General features: G+C 36.6%; 14 protein-coding genes. All 14 read right to left on the bottom strand.

All coding sequences use genetic code 11. The annotated features are described in order from the left end of the window. Positions 1–23: 23 nt before the first annotated feature. Positions 24–782: a GEVED domain-containing protein gene (locus F3J23_RS01105; protein ID WP_167022806.1), complete on the bottom strand. Its 759-nt coding sequence runs from the start codon at positions 780–782 to the stop codon at positions 24–26. Positions 783–1073: 291 nt separating this feature from the next. Further along, entirely contained in the window at positions 1074–1604 is a 531-nt protein-coding gene (locus tag F3J23_RS01100) for a hypothetical protein (RefSeq protein WP_167022803.1), read from the bottom strand. Continuing rightward, positions 1601–5176, bottom strand: coding sequence for a DUF6443 domain-containing protein (locus tag F3J23_RS01095; protein WP_167022800.1), 3576 nt, complete (start codon positions 5174–5176; stop codon positions 1601–1603). The genes F3J23_RS01100 and F3J23_RS01095 overlap by 4 nt, the downstream gene beginning before the upstream one ends. Positions 5177–5181: 5 nt before the next feature. Further along, complete coding sequence (locus F3J23_RS01090; protein WP_167022797.1) at positions 5182–8769, bottom strand: hypothetical protein; 3588 nt, start codon at positions 8767–8769, stop codon at positions 5182–5184. 3 nt (positions 8770–8772) lie between these two features. After that, the gene (locus tag F3J23_RS01085) at positions 8773–10380 is read right to left on the bottom strand and encodes a T9SS type A sorting domain-containing protein (protein WP_167022795.1); all 1608 of its coding nucleotides are present in this window, start codon (positions 10378–10380) and stop codon (positions 8773–8775) included. 171 nt (positions 10381–10551) lie between these two features. Further along, positions 10552–11184, bottom strand: coding sequence for an HdeD family acid-resistance protein (locus F3J23_RS01080; RefSeq protein WP_167022792.1), 633 nt, complete (start codon positions 11182–11184; stop codon positions 10552–10554). A 233-nt stretch (positions 11185–11417) separates the two neighbouring features. Beyond that, entirely contained in the window at positions 11418–12515 is a 1098-nt protein-coding gene (locus F3J23_RS01075; RefSeq protein WP_167022789.1) for an agmatine/peptidylarginine deiminase, read from the bottom strand. Between the two features lie 5 nt (positions 12516–12520). Continuing rightward, a complete protein-coding gene (locus F3J23_RS01070; RefSeq protein WP_167022786.1) occupies positions 12521–13132 on the bottom strand; it encodes a hypothetical protein in 612 nt (203 codons plus the stop codon). A gap of 102 nt (positions 13133–13234) precedes the next feature. Then, on the bottom strand, positions 13235–14035 hold the full coding sequence (locus F3J23_RS01065) for a GyrI-like domain-containing protein (protein ID WP_167022783.1): 801 nt from the start codon (positions 14033–14035) through the stop codon (positions 13235–13237). A 160-nt stretch (positions 14036–14195) separates the two neighbouring features. Further along, positions 14196–15614, bottom strand: a complete 1419-nt coding sequence (locus F3J23_RS01060) for an amino acid permease (protein WP_167022780.1) — start codon at positions 15612–15614, stop codon at positions 14196–14198. A gap of 151 nt (positions 15615–15765) precedes the next feature. Next, on the bottom strand, positions 15766–16590 hold the full coding sequence (locus F3J23_RS01055) for a hypothetical protein (RefSeq protein WP_167022776.1): 825 nt from the start codon (positions 16588–16590) through the stop codon (positions 15766–15768). Positions 16591–16675: 85 nt separating this feature from the next. Next, the gene (locus tag F3J23_RS01050) at positions 16676–17620 is read right to left on the bottom strand and encodes a hypothetical protein (RefSeq protein ID WP_167022773.1); all 945 of its coding nucleotides are present in this window, start codon (positions 17618–17620) and stop codon (positions 16676–16678) included. A 170-nt stretch (positions 17621–17790) separates the two neighbouring features. Continuing rightward, entirely contained in the window at positions 17791–18405 is a 615-nt protein-coding gene (locus F3J23_RS01045; protein WP_167022770.1) for a response regulator transcription factor, read from the bottom strand. Next, on the bottom strand, positions 18402–21290 hold the full coding sequence (locus tag F3J23_RS01040) for a sensor histidine kinase (RefSeq protein WP_167022767.1): 2889 nt from the start codon (positions 21288–21290) through the stop codon (positions 18402–18404). Before F3J23_RS01040 ends, F3J23_RS01045 begins: the two co-directional genes overlap by 4 nt. Positions 21291–21401: the final 111 nt, after the last annotated feature.

Here is a 21401-nt window from a genome sequence, read left to right as displayed (position 1 = left end):
GAAAAACCGGTTTTTCAATTTTATTATTTTTTCACAATTTTTACAGTCTGGGAATCATCTCCTTCAATTTTAAGAATATATACTCCCGGAGCCAGATCTGAGATATCATATTTTTCCTGTGGTGTATTGAACGTTTTAACCAGTTTTCCTCCGCTTTCAAAAAGAACAATCTTTTTAAGCTTATTTGACGTTTTAATTTCAAATGTATTGGTAGCAGGGTTCGGGTAGACACTCAGGACATTTTTAGTTTTGGAGCTTTCGTTAACTGCAAGATTATTATTGGTGACACTTACCATATAGTCTTCATATTCTCCATACTGATCGGCATCGTTTATGCACGGATCTTCAGAGGCAGCTTCGTCTTGTCCGGCAGCGAAACAAAGTACTCTCATTCTGTAGCTTCCGGTAGGTACGGTAACGGGTACAGTAATGGAGCCGGAAACTGTTACCCCTTCTCCGCCATTCCCTATTTCTCCTAGAAATTCACTGGCTTCAAAAGTCTGGTTATTGTTATAATCAATCCATACAGAGACCCTCTCATACCAACCGTTTCCCACTGTTACTGAAATTGGACTTGCCTGCCCCGCTATTACCTGTGCCGGAGCAGCAGCAATATAACTTCCGTATCCATTGGGGCTGCAGCCTGAATTATTATTGATTCCTGCAAATGTAACATTTGTAATGACATCTGAATCTGAGCAGTTAATATTAACTGTACAATACTGTGCTTTGGCAGAAAAAGCCGTTCCGAGCATTAAAGCTAAAAGTAATTTATTTTTCATATCAATATTGTTTGGAAATGAAATATAATAAAAATATTTTTCAAAACCAACTGAATACCAGTAAAATAACAAACGAAATTTTGTTTTATATTAAATAAATTAATAAAAATCAACTTTTAAATAAATAGAAAGATTTGTTTAGGAAATTATAACCTACTTGAAAATCATACTCAAGCAAAGAATTGTGGATAAGATTTACAAAAAAGTCCGAAGGAACAAATTGTTCCTTCGGACTTAATATCATCTCTTTTTCAGCTGAGTTTAGGATAACTCAAATTAAAAAACTAGTGATTATTTAAATGGTTTCCCCATATATTCTTTCGGCGGCGGCGGTGGCACCTGCTCATATTCTTTTATTGGATAAAAATATTTTCTTAAATCTCCTTTTGCAATTAATTCCAGATTATCCAAATCTTTTATCTTGTACATTACTCCTTTCTGATAGTCATTCCCATCATAGAAGTCAAGATATTTTGAAACATCATTCTGTTTTAATTTATTAGGTTGTTGGATGATTTGATAAGTTGGATGAAATGGCTTGGTTACTATTATTTTACAACAATCGGTATAAAAAGTTCCTTCTTTTTTAATCATAAAAGTGGGATCAATTACATTCTCATATTCACTAGAAATAATAATCAAAGTATCATACCTGTTTAACACATAAAATAATCCATCTGTTTTTGATATTTCTTTATGAATAATATCAGTACTTTTCAAGACTTTGTTATAGATCTCATCAGAAGTAAAATATGGATTTTTAACTTCTTTTTTACAAGAATAAAGAAGAAACACCAATGTAAAAAAAATAATATTTCTCATTTCTTTAATGCATTTAAATTAATACTGGTTCCTACCGGCATTGGTTTATCAACCCCTCTTCTACCCGGATAATATTTTGTATCACCGGCAGAGGTATAATTATACTCCCATAAATGTTTTCCTTGTTTAGAATACATAAAATGGCGAGGGTATGAGGTAGCTCCGTTTTCATAAAATACATTGTTCACGGAACCTGCTGAGCTATAATCACCTTTACTGCTCCCATCTATAGGAGAAGGAATCAATGTAGTTCCCGGGTGGCTATGGATTTCAAATGATAACTTTGATATTCCCTGGTACAAAATACTAGTTGGCGTCCTTTCCACATTATGCCCTGTCCAGATAGCATATGTCATATTTTTACCCGTCTCATAACCTGCTAATCCCCATTCAACATTAGAATTATTTGCAGCAAATAAAAACACATTACCTGCATCGGCGGCATTAGTTGTTCTGGCTCGGTTTACCCCCAGTGGGAACATTTTTTTCCCATCACTTCCGCTAAGATAGCCATATCTTGTGTTATCGGGTATTGCTCCTGCCGCCAGATCTCCAATTATACTACTTGATTCCGGGCTAGCTTTATTTACCGTAACACTTCCTTTACTCTTATCTACATTTCCTTTTTTATCAGTTGCATATAAAGTATCCGAGCTATTGTTTTCTGAACCATCTTTATCATCTACTCTTTTCACCTGGCCGTTCTGCAATAATTTATAATCAGTAAATACTCTCATCCCATCCGGATCAATATTACTTACAGGGTTGTTCAGTACCATATTATACATTGACCATCCTGCATAACTATCGCTCAATGGATCTATGGCTCCCCATCTTCCCAGATCCGGCATATAATTTCTAGCCCCATAATCATACATTCCGGTTTCCTGAAGTTCTTTACCGTTGTACTTATAGGTATTTTTCATTCCGTAATGAGCAAGGTAAGAGTCATTGTTATATCCTTCATGCTTCAATCCGAAAGGATAGTAATTACTTTCTTCCATTAAAACACGCCCGCCACCATCTGCTCTGGCAATATTATACCTTACATTTCCCAAATGGTCTTTAAGATTGTAGACATATTCTTCTTTTTCAAAATTATAAAAACCTTCTGCAGTAGGAACAAATTTAAGAATATAACCACTATCATAGCTATTTTGAGCTGTATTCATTTTGGAATAGGTTCTCTCGTACTGGAAGCCATAAAGATAATCTGTCTCAGAATAATCTGTACTGTAAGGGTTGATATTATCTACTCTTTTAGCATATTTGGAGCCGTCTGCTCTATATTTGTATGTATGCAGAGTACCTTCATTCATTGCAGGGGTAAAACCACTCACTACTGCATTTATTGTAACAGGAAGGTTAAGATAATTGTATTTAATTGCCTTCACATTTTTATCCATATGATTGGACATGTTGCCGTTATCATCGTAACTGATAAGATTTCCTCCCAACGGATAGCCGGAGAGATTCATCTTCTGATCGGTAACTTTTATCAATCGGTTAGAATGTCCTCCAAGGTCATATTCATATACCAGTTCATCAATCTGCATAGGTGTAATCTGGCCAAATGGAGGATTTTTGAAACGATTTAAAGTCTTGATATTACCGTTAATATCATAGGTCATCGTCTCATCATAGTAATGGTTCTGATTATTGGATGTTAGGCCCGGGGTAAGATAAATCCCTTGGGTTAGCCGGTTCATTCCATCGTACTGATAGGCATACCTGCGATAGATACCGTCTCCTAAAGCCGTTTTCCAGTCGATCTCTGAAATATTCCCATTATAGCGTGCCACTCCGTAATTGATATCTTCGGGGTTCTGGTATTTGATCTTCAGAGCAAAGATATCGTCAGGGCCAAGGTTTGCGGGATCATTGATGGAAGTCAGCCAGCCACGTATGTTATAGGTGTAATTAATAGACTGAAGGGGATTGTTATCATCATCTTTTCCTATTTTTTTATTGATAACCTGTCCTATTTCATTATAGCTATTGAGGACAATAGGTTCCTCCGGTTTGTTATTGACCTGATGGGTTTGAGACAGCAGTCTGTTCTGATGGTCATACAAAAAGGTTTCTTTGATATGAACTTCTGTATCATTGGCAGTACGTTTATGATAAGTGTGAGATTCTTTGATCAATCCGCTGAAATCAAGCAAAATCTCACTACGATTGCTGCCTCCAAGATGGTTTATAGAGTGAGTTCCGATCGTTCTTCCTTTGTTATCAAACCACGTGTAGTTACGAGTCCAGTTATCATCTTCAATATTCTTGGTATAGGAAGCCACAGGCAGGCTTTTGGTGCTCACAGAACTAACTGCATCTTGTAAAACTACCTGATTAGGGTTGATAATATAGGAAGGTATTGCCACTCCTGAAGGCAGTTGTGGATAAGTATCATAATAGTTAACATTCAAAATGATCATACTTCCCGTTGGAAAGGCATCCTTAGTGTAGTAAACATCCATTCCGTTAAGATTGAATGGTGTACTGCTTCTGCTTTCATTGTTCCCGGGATTGGCTGCCATATTATTAAGTGCAGTCTGCATAACTTTCCGAGTGGCACTATTGGTAAAGAATCCCGTATACACAATTCTTCCAAACTTATCATATTTGGTGAAAAGCCATCCTTTTTTATTAAAATTATTGTTGGTTGTACCTAACGCTCCATCTTGTAAAAGAACTACACGATCCTGCTTGTCATATACCATCAACTCCCACCCTTTTCCTGGAATTTTCTTTTCTACTAAACGGTTTCTCCCATCATAACGGTATTGATAGGCCAGATGTTCCAGATCATTTGCATTCCAGTTCTGAATTTTGGATAACAATGGAGGTATAACCAGAGCCAACTGATTATAGTCATTGTAAACATAATAAGTATCTGCATTTTCGGTTCCAAGAATTTTCCTTACCAAAATAAGCTGACCTTGCCCGTTTTTGAATTCTACACTTTTATTTCCATCCTCATCTGTTACAGTATTTTTGTATAGCTGGCTGGCCGGATAAACATCGGAAGCGGTAATATTACTTTTCGTAGCATCATTTTCCCAGATTGTGCTTATTGTAAATCTTCTCACCGCATCTGCATCTGAGTTGGCTTCATATCCGAACTGCATAGGCTTGTTCATCCAGTCATTACCTATCTGAATCTGCTGCTGTATCCTGTCTAATGGAGAGTTTTCAAGAATCTTTTGTGCATAAATCTTTTCCGAGCCATAGATTCCGGGCTGAACTGCATTAGCTAAAGGATTGGAAACAATGGCCCCGTTCTGGGTAGATGACTGGGGAACAGGGAGATAATCTTTAACCTGTCTTCCGAATGCATCATATTCTATAGGGGTTACCACATCCCTTCCCAAAGGAGAAGCTTTGATATTTATTATCTGTTTAGGCCTTCCAAGCCCGTCAAAATACTGAACCGTCTCTGAAATTTTAGTCGCCTGATTAGCGCCATCATAATCAAGATAGGTCTTTGTATAAATATAGTTTTCGGTATTAGAAAGCTGTGCCTTTACACTTCCTGCCAGAAGTAAAACACTTATAGGAATTATTATTTTCTTCATCGTTATTAGTTTTTATAATTGTACTTCATTTCCTTCAGTATCTTGCCATTATTGTCAACTATTTTTTCAAGTCTGTTAGCTGAATCATAAAGATAGTTTTCGCGAATTCCCGACGGTGGAGTGATACTTCTTACCCCAACTAACGGATCATAGCTGTAAGTGGTAACCTGATAATTAGGAAAATTGTTTGTAAAGTTCTTAAATGCTGTAAACAGATTCGTTTCATCATTATTATTTCCTGCTGCTGCGTCCGTATTAGAAGCATTCACAACCGTATCAATTAACGACTGCTGAATATCTGATAACTTTGCCCCTTCTATTTTAACAATCGGCTGAGTTTGGTTATATCCCCAGATTACAACTGTTGAAAGGCCGTCTTTTGTGGTATATTGCAGTAAGTTTCCTTTAGCGTCATATTTATCATAAGTAAGTTCCGTAGATGCAGAATTACTTTGCAGGTCATAAGATAATACGGATACCGGAAGCATAAGGTTTCCTGCCTGAGCTGTTGGTAAGGAAACCGGATAAATCGTTTCGGTTTTGGATAATGTTTTTGTTGTTCCATTAGCTGTCTTCTTAGTTTCTGTTTCTAATGGAATTTCAAGCATATTTTTATTAACCATGATTTGATTTCCTTTATTATAAGCATATTTGAAAGAAGTATTCAATTCAACATTCTCTCCTATAAAAGTTTCTTTTTTTGAAGTCAGTTGAGTTGGGTAAAGGGGCTCATCATAGAAATATTCTGATTTTTTAGCCTTTTTTCTTCCACCATTAAAATACTCAGTCGTTATTTCCTGTTTTAATAAAAAGGCATCACTATGCTTAACGAATATAGGGAAAGGAGCAGGGCTAAGGTTCGTATTCATCCCAATATAAGAAGGAAAAACTCCGTTAACGTACAGATCAGTTGCAAATGACATTGGCGGTCCGTAATCTCTTATAGTAATCGCACCGGGAACGTAATCAACCGGTGAAATTAAATTATAAAGGATCATCTTTACATTTCTCTGCATGAAATAATCTGCAGGTGCATTGGGAGGTCCTGAAGTATAAAAGCTCCTATCCACCGTTTTAACAGTGTCATTAGCGCTGTTAAGAGCGGTATATTTTATCAATTCACCATTTCTCCAGTCTCTGCTTTCCATAAATTCATATTTTGCAGAAGTACTTTCATTGGTTGCTAGAAAATTATCTCCTGTTTGCAAAGGAGGTTCCACAAAATATTGGAATATTTCTTTTCCTTTTATATTATTGCCGGCATCGGTTTTTGTTACTTCTACATTAGTGTATCCAATTGTTTTCCCTTGTGTCCGCATTCCTGTAATCACGGGATTTACGGAAAGTTCAATGGCATCTTCCACAGTCTTCCCTACACCTACATAACCACCTGGTCCGTAACAGCTTCCACTCGTAATTCTTCCTACTCTGTTATTCTTCGTATACATTGGAATATCAAACAAAATTCCACTAGAAAGCTGAGCATTTCCATTCTTTGTGTAAGAATATTTTGTGGAATATTTATACAGACCATTATCATATCTTTTAATTTCTTTAATACGTATCCCACCGCCTAGTATGATAGGAGCTTCTACAGCATTAGGATCAGCTTCCTCCCAGCTAAAACCGGCCTGGGAATAAAAATACATATAGTTGGAAATATTCCCTGTAGGGTTTAAACCGCCCCAATAGGTATGTTTTATTTCTGCATATACTTTTTGAGTAGGAACATTCTGGCTATTAAATTTATGAAACTCCAATACCGTTTCATTATCTAGCGGAACCTCATTAATCCAGTATTTTTTAACTCCATTCTCGAAATAATAAATACTTAGCTGGGCATATAAATAATTACTATCTAAAGAATTTGAAAAAGTTGAAGCACGGAAAGTTGAAGCACGTGTAATTCTCAGGTTTAAATCCCTATCATAATTTGACAGATCAATTTCTCTTACGAAAGTTGTAACACTTCCGCTGCTTGTTGTGGGCGGTTGAGAATAATTGATATTATAGCCGTCTACAGTTCCGCTTATTACAAAGAAATCTCCTTTTTCAAGTACTTTTTTTGTCTTTAAAAAATAGTGTTCATCGCTGGGTTTATACAATAAAGAACTGGCAGTATTGGGTTCATAGATAAACTCGTTCTTTCCACCTTCAGGATACGTCACAGATTTTAAGGAAAAAGTTTGAGTATATGCGGGATTAACATCTTTATTGGCTATCCTGATCATAGAAGATTCAATGTCTTTTGTAAATCCTTCAACAGTTGCCATTGAATTCCCCATAGATTTATAATATTTGATAGGTACATTCGGATATCCGGAATTATAGAGTTTACCATTAAAATATCCCCAGTGATCTGTAGAGTAAGAGTTTCTCTGAGTCATTTTATTTTCTTCATAGTAATCGAAAGAAGTAGTTATACATTTTCCGTCTCTATCGCACTCCTGATAAGAAAGCAATTTTAATCTTTTGGTAACGTCTTCTGTAGCATCTGAAACCCCTGCAGGCTCTGCCAGCGTTTCAAAATATCCGTAATTGAATCTTTTTTCGGAAATGACAACTCCTGATTTATTTTTAACAATTATTTTATCCAGTTTCTTTAAATCTTTAAAATCTAATCTATTGGAATAAATAAAACTGACTACAGCATCCGCCGTTTCTATTTTTTCTAAAAGAGATTCTGTGGATACAAATTGTGTATCTGTTTCAACAGGATTGATACCTGAACCTGAGCCAGAAGGTGAACATCCAAGAGCTGTTATAGAAAGTGTATACGGGATTGTTCTTGCCTGTGGAGCAAGCATACTTTTGATAACAATATGAGATAAATAAGAAAAATCAATGACATTGTTATCCACTCCTTTTATCTTTTTTATCTTCCAGGCATTGGCTCCATAAAAATAACTCGAATGTGCCGCGGAATTGTAAAATGTTTCGGTTCCTTCACCTCCGAAAGTATATTTAACTCCATTCGTTGCAGTGACATTAATTGTATCAATTATTTTAGACTGTATTCCACTTTTATTATAATCAATTTTCAAATCGGACATTGGAAATGTCACCATTTTTTTATTTTTTGGATTGTATAAAAAGCTTCCTGAAAAGTCACCTACCGATAAGCTAAACTGATCCGGCATTAGATCTGAAAGCGGCTGATTACTTTGTGGGTACCTGATCTGATTTAATAAATTTTGCTGGTTGTCTATATTATTATTTAAGAAACTTTCTATATTATCATTGGGCTGCATAATCCCATTTTCATCTACTAAGCCGTTAATTTTACGGGTAATAGGGGCAATAGTACTGATAGACCACCCTAATCCCACAGTACTGGCCATTTCAGAAACCAGAATTCCTCCGGCATGGTAGGACAAAGTAATTGGAACTTCCACACTCCCGGATTTTGCTGTATATATGGGAATAGAGATATTGGGAACCCCGGTGTAATTAGAAACAGGGGTTTCCTGATATTTTAAAAGACTACTCGTTTCGGGAGTGTAGGGAAATACATTTTTGGGATTTTTAAATATCTGTGAAAATCCAATACTATATAAAAGTGTCAGAATTATTGTTAAAACTATCTTCTTCATGGTTTACTTCTTGATCAGTTTCGCATTCGCTGTTTTGTTATCATTAGTTTTTATGGTAATTAAATAAGCTCCCTGAATGAGCGACTGGGTATTGATCTTAGTCACTTTATTCTTTGTTTTCAGGTTCTGAATCTGTCTTCCACTCATATCATACAGCAGAATATCTGCATCTTTGAAATCAAAGCCGATTTCTACATATGCATAATCGGATACCGGGTTCGGGTAGATCTTGATATCATATTTCTCAATCAACTGATCTACTTGTTTGTCTCCAAGCTTCACAATCTTCCAGTTTTCTTTGCCGAGTTCTTCTGCACTCGTTCCTGCCAAAATGATGGAACCGTCTTTATTTAGCTTTAAATCGGAAAGTCTCTCTTCTTTCTTTCTGGATTCTCCGGCGATGTGTTTTCTCCACTGTTCGTTTCCGTTTTGGTCTAAATACAGCATCCAGAAAGTCTCATCATCTTTCTCTATTCTTCCTTCTGCCTGGGTATAACCTCCCAACAGAATGCCTTTTGATCTCCGGCTTCCATCTTCCAGCTCCCCGCTGATCACATTCATTCCCATCAGGACGTCTCGATTCTTGAAATTGTAAGATTTCTGCCACTGTTCTTCTCCCCTTTCGTTTAAAGAAATCAGCCAAAGGTCTGTGCCTTCTTCAATGCCTACTGTTTTATTGCCGGATCTTTCGGATCTGGATTCTCCTCCAATGATGTAACCGGTTGAAGTTAATGCCAAGGTTCTTAGATGGTCATCTCCTTTGCCTCCGAAGTTCTTTTCCCATTCTACTTTGCCGTTTTTATCCAGTTTGATGATCCAGTAATCGCCTTCCCCGAAATTGCTGCTGGATTTGGAATGAGAGACAAGCTTCGCACTGCTTCCAGCATCCGGCTCTCCGCTTCCCGCCTTCACCTCAGAGCTTCTGGAATAAACTCCCACTAAGGCTCCGCCATCTTTTGTAGGAATCATCTTTTCGACTTCATCCAACCCTTTTCCGCCTAAAATTAATTGGGACAGCTCTTTTCCGTTTTTGTCGAGTCTTGTGATCCAGACATCTTTGGATCCATAGCCTTTTGAAGCGTTTTGTACATTGCCGGCTACAAAGAACCCTAAGTCTGTGGTTTGAATAACAGCTCTGGCTTCTTCATCGGAAGGGGTGCCTAATGTTTTCTGCCATAATTCATCGCCGAATTCATTGATTCGGATCAGCCAGATATCGGAACCGCCTTTGGATTCTTCTTTTTTATCTAATCCTTTTCCTGAGTAAGAGGTTCCGGCTAGTAGAAAGCCCCCATCCTGAGTGGTAACGGTGGCTGACAGGTAATCATGGTTAGATCCTGAGAAATATTTTTCCCAGGCCTGGTCTCCCTGCTGGTTGAGTTTAACTAAATGGAAATCGTAACCGTTGTTTGGTTTAGTTCCAGACTCCTGCTTTCCTCTTCCTGATTGTATGGCGCTTCCGGTGATAAGATACTGCTGATCGATGGTTGTGGTGACCTGTGAAAGGAAATCCTGGGTAGAGGATTTGATATCTTTTTGCCAGACCACTTCCTGGGCAGAAATGCCCAAAACCGTGCATAAAGTAAATGCACCGAGATAAAGTTTTTTCATTCCCGCGTTGTATTTGAGTTAGTATTAGTTTAAATTCTACACAAAAATAACGTTTTTTAACACCAAAACCGCTTCACAACAAAGTGGATTTAAGGTGATTTTTATCATTTTAGTAAGTTTTAATAAAATAAAAAAAGCCTCTGGTGAGGCTTTTTATTGTATGGTATTAATCTATTTTTTTAGTTCATCAATTTCATCCTGAATAGATTTAATCTTATCCCGCAGCTCCTGGCTAACTTTCCCAGGAATTTTTTTCACTTTTCTTAAATCCAGAGCCAGCATAATAGAGGCAATTCCCATAAAAATAAAGGAAACCCCTGTAAGAGTAACTAAAGAAATCCCTGTAAATATCGGGTTAAATATCAATAGCAAAGAAAATATAATTCCTCCGGCACTGGCAAGGGCTACATTTCCCCAGCTCCTTATTTTCATACTCTTCAGATCAAAAGCAAATCCTAATAACTGAAAAGAACGGAACAATAAGGTGAATCCCACTACAAACGGAAGCACAGCCATTGAAATCTGCGGATTAGCGATCAGATAGATCCCTATTGCAGTAGTTAGTAATCCGCTTACCAGAAACCAGCCCCAGCCCTGCAAAGATTTACTGTTCTGTACAGAAAAGAATATCTCTGTAATTCCGGAAAATAAGAATGAGACGCTGAAAAAGATGGAAAGTGTTACATATGTTGCCAGCGGTACACTGAATACATAAAAACCACAGATTAGAAACAGAATCCCGAAGATTAATGGGATATACCAGTGTTTTACCGCGTTGGTAAGAGTTTGAAATAAATTGGCCATAGGTGTCTTTTTTGGTCCTGCCTACTTTTTGGAGCGGTTTTCGGCTTATCCGCAGGAATTTCAAACAGATTATTTTCACCTGAATTTGAAATATAACCTCTTACTAATGTACGAAAATTAGATGAGGAACGGCCAGATTCTATGAATATTTTTCTATGAAAAACATCATAATGGGAAGAATCAAGGTTAAATTCATTCTCCCCTTTTGATGATTTTTTAGTTACCGCTTCTATTTAATTTCCTGCTGGCTGCTGCTGGGTAACGCAATGTACCATACCTCCATTTTCATAAAGATTTCTCACATCAATCCCGATTACTTTTCGGCCAGGGTACAGGTCCTGAATAATCTTATTTGCAACTTTATCATTAGGATCTCCATAATTGGGAACCAGCACTACCGTGTTGGCAACATAATAATTAACATAAGAGCCTTTTTCATCCAGTTGTTTACCATAAGCTGTCTTCACTTTATTTTTAGTTGCCGGCAGATATACTTTTTTATATTCTTTTCCATTAACATTAGTAGCCGAATAAAGGGTATTGACATCTTTTTCGGAAAGACCAAGCTCAAGAAGGTCATCCTCATTCATTGTGATCATGGTATGATGATCTACAAACTTCATAAAACCATCAATGTGCATGTCGGTAACGTCTAGGCCTGTAACACCATCCAGCCAGATAACTTTAGAAACTCCGTAATAGGTTTCAAACATTTCTTCTGCTTCTTTTTGCGTGATTCCTTTGTTTCTTGTTGAACCCTTTTTCTGACTGATGACGGAACTTTTACAAGCCATTAAAACCCCATTCCCATCGGTTTCTACGGAACCTCCTTCATTTACCATTTCGTCATTAAGATCAATTACTTTCATTCCCAGGTCTTCTCCTATCCGCTGTGGAATTTCATCACAATTTTCAAAATCGAACTTCTCACCCCAACCGTTGAAGCCCCAATCTTCAATCAAGACATTTCCCTTATTATCTTTTACGAAAATAGGTCCATTGTCCCTGATCCAGACATCATCTGTAGGATAAACTTTGAAATCAATATTCTTCATCGGAATTTTATTTTCCTCCAGAATACGGATAATCCTGTTCTTTTCGTCAGTATTATATGCAATAATATGTACCTTTTCTCCTGTCTGCAAGGCTTTTGTCATATCAATCCAGGTCTGTTCCACTCTTTTACGGTATGTAACACCATGTTGATAATGATGAGGCCATTGCAGCCACGTTCCTTCATGGCGTGAAGATTCTTCGGGAAAATGATAAGCAGTCTGTGCCATATTTACTATAAAACTCAATATAAAAGTGAGTGTGAATAATTTGTTCATATAATTTAAAATTTCTTTCCTATAAATATTCCGAAATTAATATCGGTCTCAAAGCTACTTCCCGTCTGGGAAATATTACTTCCTATCCCGAATTGCATTTTTTTCTGATTCTCCAGTCCTAAACGGATCACCTGGCTGCTTGCCTGATGTTCTTTAAAATTAAAATCAGACTCTACGATCAGCATGCTGTAAAAATTAAATTGTTCATTGATTTTCGGAGTATATTCTAATAAGGTATATACCCCGATTCCGAATTCTTTTGCACTTGTAGAATAAGTAATTGCCGGGAAAACACTGATTCCAAAAACGTCATTTTCTTTTCCGTAAGCCACTCCTACAGAAGGCATGATATCTTTATTTGAAATATGAATTCCTGTAGAAATACCCCAGTTTTTTCCGATTCCATAGTTAAGGTTCTGATAAATTTCCGGAGTTACTTTTTTCGATTCATAATCGTAAGCAATGGTTCCTGAAGCGAAATAATTCCATTTACTTTTAAAATCTCTGTTATAAATACCTAGTATCTCCGATTCTTTATTTCCGGCATAGGTTTGAACTGAAATCTGAGATCTGCCGTAAAAAGGAATTAACAAGGCGAAGAGAAATACTTTTTTCATTCTGTTTTGTTTTCTTAAGTTCTATCAGTAAATCTCCCTGGAGTTATTTACCGAGGCAAAATTAGATCTTCAGAAAAGCAAATCTTGTCCTAAAAGGACATTCTATTCATAAAGCGGAAAATAAATATAGGTGATATCTTCTCCTGTTTCTGATTGTAAATATTCTTCTATCACATCGGAATTATCTAATAAAAGAGACTGGTCTGCCAGCCAGAAACGATAAAAGGAACGGTAAGTTTCTAAAATTTTTTCATACGATCCGTAATGGATGAATCTGACATATTTCCCACCAAAGATTTCTCTTTTAAAAAATCCTTCAAGAACCTCATCAGAAGTTACAGCGGCTCCATATCTGCAATGTGAACGGCTGGTGATCAAAGGCTGATCAAGGATAATGCCGTAAGCTGCTTCGAATATTTCCTTATCGGGCTCTATTTCCTTCCACAAAGCATTGATTTCTTTATTATTATAGTCTTTCGCTTTAATGAACTTACAATACACCGAAACAGCATCTTTAAATCTAATCTCAAATGTAAGCTCCGGATGGCTGTTTTTGATAAACTCTTTAAATACTTCCTGTTTTTGTTTTCTCGCCTCCACCGGGGAAAAGGAATACTGTTTTTTAAATGCTTTTGAAAAGGACTGGATATTGAAATATCCAACCTGCCATGCGATCTCAGAGAGTTTATCTTCTGTGTATATCAGTTTCTTATAGGCATTTTCAAGTCGCAGCCTTTTTTGAAATCCGGAAACCGTTTCATTAAAAATCTTAAAAAATATTCTTTGGAAATTCCGATAAGAATAGTGAGATACCGTCTCTATTTCATGAGCCGTAATATCTCTGTCAAAATGGGTTTCAATAAGATCTACTATTTTCTGGATCTCACTAAAGCTCGACTGCATTTTCTTTTATATTAAAAATAATAACAATGAAAGGAATCTATTTTGATACCATTTTTTTAACGGGATCATATCATTACTAATTTACAGGATTTTAAACATAAAAAAAGATGAAAATCATTTAATTTTCATCTTTAAAAACAATTTCTGTTTGTTTTATATTTTAGCTTGGTTTGTATAGTTTATACATCACAAATAAAAAGCCAATCCATATTGGAATCAGAATTACCTGAATTTCCATTCCTGTGATACTCATTAATCCTAAGATCAGAACCAGGAATGCAATACAAATGTAATTGGATACGGGATAAAATATTGATGGAAATTTGGACTGAATTCCGGATTGATTGATTGATTTTTTAAACTTCAAATGGGTATAACAAATCATCAGCCAGTTGATAATTAATGTAGATACCACGAGTGCCATTAAATATTCAAAGGCTTTTTCCGGTACCAGTTTATTAATGATAATGCAGATTCCTGCAAAGCATGATGAAACAATGATCGCATTGGTAGGAACTGAATTTTTATTCAATTTCTTTAAAAACTTAGGAGCATTTCCCTGCTGGGCAAGCCCAAATAACATTCTGCTGTTACTGTAAACACTACTATTGTAAACGGATAAAGCAGCCGTGAGAACAATTAAATTCAGAACATTCGCGATCAATGTATTGAACTGGATTACCTTTCCAAAAAGGCTGAATTCAAGACCGTTCAAATTTTGAAATACCATCACAAAAGGGCTTGATCCTTCTGTAATATCTCTCCATGGGCTTAACGAGAATAAGATTACCAAAGCACCCACATAGAAAATCAGAATCCTGTAGATCACCTGATTGGTGGCCTGTGGAATAGTTTTCTCAGGGTTTTTAGCTTCAGCAGCTGTGATCCCGATTAGTTCTAATCCTCCGAAAGAGAACATAATCATTGCCATTGCAGCAAACAATCCTGAATATCCGTTCTCTGTTTTATTAAATAATCCTTTCGGGAAAAAACCACCGTCATTCCATAAATTGGTTATAGTTGCTTTTTCTCCTCCTGTTCCACTTATGAGCAAATATACCCCGAAGATAATCATGGCAATAATAGCAACTACTTTGATAATGGAAAACCAGAACTCTGTTTCTCCGTAAACCTTTACAGAGGCAAGATTCAGGGCATTGATTACTACAAAAAAGAATAAACTGGAAACCCATAGCGGAATTTCCGGCCACCAGAAATGGATATAATGGCCGATTGCTGTTAGTTCAGCCATACTCACCAGAATATAGAGAATCCAGTAGTTCCATCCGGAAGCAAACCCTGGAAAATTTCCCCAATATTTGTAGGCAAAGTAGCTAAAACTTCCCGATACCGGTTCCTGAACTACCATTTCACCCAGCTGGCGCATGATAAAAAAGGCAATAATACCGGCTAGTGCATAGCCTAAAATAACCGATGGGCCGGCCAGTACTGCTGCCGGTCCGATTCCCAGAAATAATCCGGTTCCTATGGCACCTCCAAGGGCAATTAATTGTATGTGTCGGTTTGTTAATCCTCTAACTAAAGTCTCGTTTTGTCCTGTTTTATTTTCGTTGCTCATAGAATAAATTATTCAGGCGCTAAATATATAAAAACTTTTCACAGAAATTCTCATTCCATGGGGGAAATTGGCAATTCTGTGCTTAACGGCGGATCTGTTTTAAATCAAAATTGATAAAACAATACTTTTCGGGTGAGATAAGCCTGGATCATTAGTTGGTAGGTACTGCATAAATGATATTTTCACTCCAGCTCCCTCCGAATCCCTGAAAAGAGGTTGCATTGGCAGGAGTACCTCCAATAACATTATCTCCCGCAATATATTTATATCTTTTCACAGCGCCGGAAGAGTTATTAATCACCAAACTCCCCTGTATAATAGAGAATCTGGTAATTCCTGAAGTTGTGGGCCCCTGTATTAATCCACTTACCAGGGTCGGCAGTTCATTCAGATCAGGGGAAAGAGTGGCCGTACCACCTGTTACAACATTAGGATCATCTGAAAAGCCTGTCCTCAGCCACATCCATTGATCACTTGTCAAAACTCCTCCTGTGGGATGAATAAGCTGTTGAACGGTAACAAGCCATCTGCCCGGAGGTAAATCTATATAGGATCCTGTATATCTGAAGGTGGTTGTTAAAGTAAAAGGAATATCAATTCCCGGCCCGTTCGCTCCGCGTACTACGGTTAATCTTACCGGTTTCCACAAACCGTTTCCGCTGGCATCGGAGGTTAGTACATAATTTTCATTTTGTGCCCCGTCTGTAATCTTTATTCCGGGTACAGGAGCGGCTGAGGTTCCTGCTGTTTTTATATCTAAACTTGCAGCGGGATTATTATTGCCTATACCTACAAAACCATCGGCTGTCATCACCACATCGTCTGTCTGATTGGCAGGGCTTATATTTCCGGAAGTTTCATTATTTTTTTTCCCGTCCAGATGGAACATTCCTTTTGGATTGGGAGTATTTACCCCAACCTGTGCCACAGCAAAATTAGCAAAGATCATAAACAGTGTTATGGTTAGTTTTTTCATATTGTAAAAGATTTTAATAAAATATATTCGAATTAAAAAGAGCCTTAACGATCTGTCAAGGCTTATTCTCGTTAAAAAATTCAGATTAATTAGCGATTTTATATCCGAACATGGTACTTGTTACCACCTGATATTTACCACCGGTACCGGTTACTCCGGCTACGGAAGCCATGCTTACTGTTTCTCCTGCAATCAGATAAGTCATACAAGAAATACTTGAGCCAAAAACCGTTGTAGCATAAGGCTGCTGATAAGACTGCACTAATATATTTCCTCCGTTAGCCGGAGTATAGTTTTTTATCAGATACAGCACAGTCCATGTAAAGTTTGGATTTCCGGATACTTCTCCGTTATCAAACTGAGTAGACCCCTGAATGATATAATATCCATTAGTAGGTGCTGTAAATGCTCCTGTAGAAGGATCAAGTACATTTCCTTTATTAAGAACCGTACCCTGAGGATAAACAATAGCCGTTCTGATCCATGGAACGGAGGGATTTGGGGTAGCATCACAGGTCTGTCTTTCGGTAGTTGCCACTGTTGAAAAAGGATAAGTAGATTCTGCAGAGGGTAAGCTATTGGAACTTGAAAGCAATACCAGCTCCCAGGTTGTACCGGTAGTAGTGCCTTTACTTACCACATATGCATAATAACCGGGAGGTACTTCAATAGTAGAAACACCAGCTCCGGCTTGGTTATCAATCAACTCAGATCCGTTGGAAGCTACGATAAGTTTTGCAGTACCTGTATTCTTAAAATGGTAGGTACGACCTGAGAAATTACCAGCACCACTAATCGCTGAAGGTAAAGTTAAAGTACCGTCTAATGCTCCATTATAAGCTGTATAGTAATCACCGGCATTTATAGTTCCACCTGCGGTTACTGTTTTATAGCTTGCAGCAAATGAACCGTTAATTGTAAGAGTACTACCGGGAGTTGACGTGTTAATTCCCACATTACCTGCCTGGGCGCTTACCGAAGTATCAATTGAACCTGCCAACAAGGCAATGAAAAGTATCTTTTTTTTCATAACAAATACGTATTTAGAATCTAAGGGAGTCTGATAATTCTCTATGAACTTCAATTATTTAACTGAAGTTTTTCACAGCACTAACCTACTGCGAAAAATGAGTAATTAACGAACAGATCCTGTACGCATTTTGCCACAAAACTGTACCGGTATTATGACATCAGCTTCTGCTAATGAATCTCATTGTAAATTTCCAGCAGTTCAATCAGATTGGTAATCTTTAGTTTCTGATAGACTCTTCTTTTGTAAGTTCCAACAGTAGATTCTTCGATATTAAGAGTATTGGCAATTTCAAGGTTTCCGTTTCCTTTAGCCAGAAGATTGAAGACCTGCAGTTCTCTTTCTGATAAAAGCTCTACAGTTCTTTTCTTTTGCATTCCCTTTACCAGCTCATTCATAACTTCCGGAGTGTAAAAGTAACCGTCCTTAAAAATGGTTTCAATCGCTTTTACAAAAACTTCCGGATCACTTTGTTTGTTTAAAAAACCATTGGCTCCCTCCTGGAAGTACTGCTCCGCAATATTTTCTTTATAGGAGGTAAATATTAAAACCAAAGTATCTTCAGAAAAGTTTTTAATCTCTTTCACCATCGATTTGAGAATACTTCCCGGAAGCTCAATATCCAGGATAACGAGATCATATTTTTCTGCTTGAACTTTTTGTTTTACCTCGTTATAGGTTTCTGCAAAATCAATTTCAAAATGATCAAAATTCTTTTCCAGAATCATAGCTGTCCCAATTCTTACCACGTGATGATCATCTGCAATCAGTATTTTTTTTGTCATATTTTAATATGGATTTTAATGAGTGTCCCTTTTGGAGTATTTTTATGAAAAGTCATTCCGGAATTGATCTTCATTACCAGCTGAATAACCATATGTAAACCTAATCCGTAGTTTTTAAAAATCAGGTTTTCATTTTCTTTTTTATTGAAAAGTCCGGAATAGTATATTATTTGTTCTTCGGACATTCCGCTTCCTGTATCGGCAATACAGATTTCTATCCCAGATCCTGTAGAAGCTGTTGTGATGATAATCTCACCATTTGAAGTATTTTTTACAGCATTGTCTATGACATTGTGAAAAATTGCCAGAAGGATATTTCTATTCATGTTCACCTTCAGCTGATGGTCACAAAAATTATAAATGAATGTATTTTTACGAGCTGCAATTTCTTCAAACAAAAGTCTCTTATTTTCAATCAGATCGTAGACCGAATATTCTTCTTCTGTTATACTTTCCTGCTTGTACAACTCGGTATATTCTTTAAGGCTTAATGTAAATTTATAAAGCTGTTCTGACGTTTTGTAAATACTGTCAAAATATTTTTTTTGTGATTTGATATCTTCAGACTGTGTAAGCTCCTGTGAAAGAAGTGCGATAAATTTAACAGGTGTAGTAATATCATGGCTGATACTTTCTACCAATTTTTTCTGATAATCTGATTCATTTTTAAGCTTATTATTGGTTTCCTGCAGTTCTTTATCTTTATGAACAAGACTATTTTTCAGGACTTTGTTTTTCAATCTTAAAAAATTGGTTCGGATCTGAATGATAACAATAATAATTAACACAAAAAAACCGATAACCAGAATTTTAAAAATCAAGGTCTGATAGAAGTACGCTTCAACTTCTATGGGTAAACTTTTATAAATAAATGTACCATTTTCCGAAGAAAGAAATCTTACCAGTAAATTGTATTTACCGGGATCAATACTGCCGAGATGAAAAATTTTATCCTTTTTAAGATCAGTCCACTGACTGTCTTCACCCCCCACAAGTTTGGCCTGAAGATAGATATTCTCCAAATCAGAATAATAAGGGATATCAATACAAACCTGTGCGCTTTTATAGCCGCATTCCAGAAAAAGACGATCTTTCAACCGGATCATTTTTCCTTTCACTCTGGCCCGCTCCAGATAGATATCCTGAGACGTGGGATAATATGTTTTTACCTGTTCAGGATTAAAGAATACGAATCCTTCCATGGAGGGAAATACGAATTGTCCGTCTTTTAGTTCATGAGCGCAGGGTTCCGCACTCCCGTTGAACTCATTATTCAAAAAACCATTGCTCTTTGTGTAGCGGTAATAGGAAACAACTCCCTTCTTCGTTTCAAGATTTTGCAAAAGAATGTTCTTATTTACTTTATACAAGCCGTTATTGGAAGAGATCCACCAATTAGAATTTTTATCTTCAAGAATATAATGAGCTGCTGACAGAATATCATTTTTATCGTCTGGGATTTTAATGGCTTTATCATTTTTCAAAAGATAAATTCCGCGGTTATATGTCGTAAACCATATATTTCCATCTTTCATTCTGCTCATCTGCTTCACCGGAAGGTCTTTCCCTATTTGTTTCACAATTTTGTTCTGAGCAAATGAGAAAACAGATATTCCTCCGCTGCCTCCAAGATAAAGAAGATCTTTGCTATATCTGAAAACGGCATCTATATTTTCTTTACTGGAAATAACTTTTTCTACTTTCTTCAGATCATGACCGAATAGATAGAGATATGATAATTTTCCCTGTAAAACAGAAGCCATATAGAGTCCACCCGTTTTATATATTCCATCAATCTCTTTTCCTTTAAAGTAAATGGAATCGTATTTTTTGAACTGCGAATTTTTATATCGGATATGAATGGAATTATTTTCCCTGTACACAAGATTTCCCTCATTGTCTTCTAAAATATATCGTTTATCATAAGACTGAGGTGCCGGAAATATTCTTTCCGAAGTATGATTATCATATCTGAGTCCTTCCTGTGTAAGAACGGAATGATCTCCAAACGGAACCGCAGCATAGCAAACCTCATCCTGATAAGGTAAATTCTTTCGGGAAACGAAAAAATCTGAAAGACTAAGAATTTTCAGTCCGTTAATAGAGCTCCCAATATATAGTTTACGATTTACTTCGTCATAGAACATGGCTCCGGAAATCTCCTTATCAATATCTTTATATTCTAATATATAAGAAAGTTTCAACTTTCCTTCCGAGAATTGGCTTCGGTATATTTTACCATGGCTGATCATAAAAACCTGTCCTGTGGTCTGCTGCCAGTACACCTTTGTTTCCGGATCACTATAAACAGACGGAGCATCTATATAAGAATATTTTCCCTGATGGAGCTGAAGTATCTTTTTATTTTCAATATCAGCTATAAAAATATAATCTCCATGAACAAATAACCGCTTTAGCCTGTTGCGAGAAAATTTCAGATCAATGGGTATATTCTTTTTACTTTTCTTCTCAACATAAATGATTCCATTATTTTCAAAATAATAAGAACCTGTATTCAGCCGGATATAGTAAGAATCAATATAAGGGATAAATCTTACCGTAGTATTATTTTTTATCAGTCTCTTATATATCTTATCGTATACTGAACCTCCGGGTTTGAAAATTTTATCGGAAGAAACGATATCCGGATGTCTCTGAGAGATCTGAAGTGCATTCTTTTCAGAATCATTAAAAATGATGATACTGTCATGTTCTATACTCCCATAAAAATCTCCGAAGCTTAAGTTTTTGAACTTAAAATTTCTGTATTGTACAAAGTTATTTCCGTCGTACCTCAAGATTCTTCCTTCCATAGACATCCAGATGAAGCCGTACTTATCTTTCACAATATCTTTGATACTGTTTTGAGGCAGGCCGTTATCCATGTTATACCATTGTGTAGTATAACTTTGCCCTTGGATGCACAGAAAAAACAAAATTGAAATAAAGTAGAAAAGCTTCATTCAGTGGGCCCGCATTATATTTATGGCAAATAT

It is taken from the genome of Chryseobacterium sp. Tr-659 (assembly GCF_011752975.1).
GTDB lineage: Bacteria > Bacteroidota > Bacteroidia > Flavobacteriales > Weeksellaceae > Chryseobacterium.
This window is presented reverse-complemented; position numbering and strand designations above follow the sequence as displayed.

Bases quoted from the DNA above. Each gene is read 5' to 3' on its own strand.
- F3J23_RS01065 (WP_167022783.1), bottom strand. From the start codon at position 14,035: ATGCAGTCGAGCTTTAGTGAGATCCAGAAAATAGTAGATCTTATTGAA.
- F3J23_RS01090 (WP_167022797.1), bottom strand. From the start codon at position 8,769: ATGAAGAAGATAGTTTTAACAATAATTCTGACACTTTTATATAGTATT.
- F3J23_RS01055 (WP_167022776.1), bottom strand. From the start codon at position 16,590: ATGAAAAAACTAACCATAACACTGTTTATGATCTTTGCTAATTTTGCT.
- F3J23_RS01085 (WP_167022795.1), bottom strand. From the start codon at position 10,380: ATGAAAAAACTTTATCTCGGTGCATTTACTTTATGCACGGTTTTGGGC.
- F3J23_RS01080 (WP_167022792.1), bottom strand. From the start codon at position 11,184: ATGGCCAATTTATTTCAAACTCTTACCAACGCGGTAAAACACTGGTAT.
- F3J23_RS01045 (WP_167022770.1), bottom strand. From the start codon at position 18,405: ATGACAAAAAAAATACTGATTGCAGATGATCATCACGTGGTAAGAATT.
- F3J23_RS01040 (WP_167022767.1), bottom strand. From the start codon at position 21,290: ATGGATAACGGCCTGCCTCAAAACAGTATCAAAGATATTGTGAAAGAT.
- F3J23_RS01060 (WP_167022780.1), bottom strand. From the start codon at position 15,614: ATGAGCAACGAAAATAAAACAGGACAAAACGAGACTTTAGTTAGAGGA.
- F3J23_RS01050 (WP_167022773.1), bottom strand. From the start codon at position 17,620: ATGAAAAAAAAGATACTTTTCATTGCCTTGTTGGCAGGTTCAATTGAT.
- F3J23_RS01070 (WP_167022786.1), bottom strand. From the start codon at position 13,132: ATGAAAAAAGTATTTCTCTTCGCCTTGTTAATTCCTTTTTACGGCAGA.
- F3J23_RS01095 (WP_167022800.1), bottom strand. From the start codon at position 5,176: ATGAAGAAAATAATAATTCCTATAAGTGTTTTACTTCTGGCAGGAAGT.
- F3J23_RS01100 (WP_167022803.1), bottom strand. From the start codon at position 1,604: ATGAGAAATATTATTTTTTTTACATTGGTGTTTCTTCTTTATTCTTGT.
- F3J23_RS01075 (WP_167022789.1), bottom strand. From the start codon at position 12,515: ATGAACAAATTATTCACACTCACTTTTATATTGAGTTTTATAGTAAAT.
- F3J23_RS01105 (WP_167022806.1), bottom strand. From the start codon at position 782: ATGAAAAATAAATTACTTTTAGCTTTAATGCTCGGAACGGCTTTTTCT.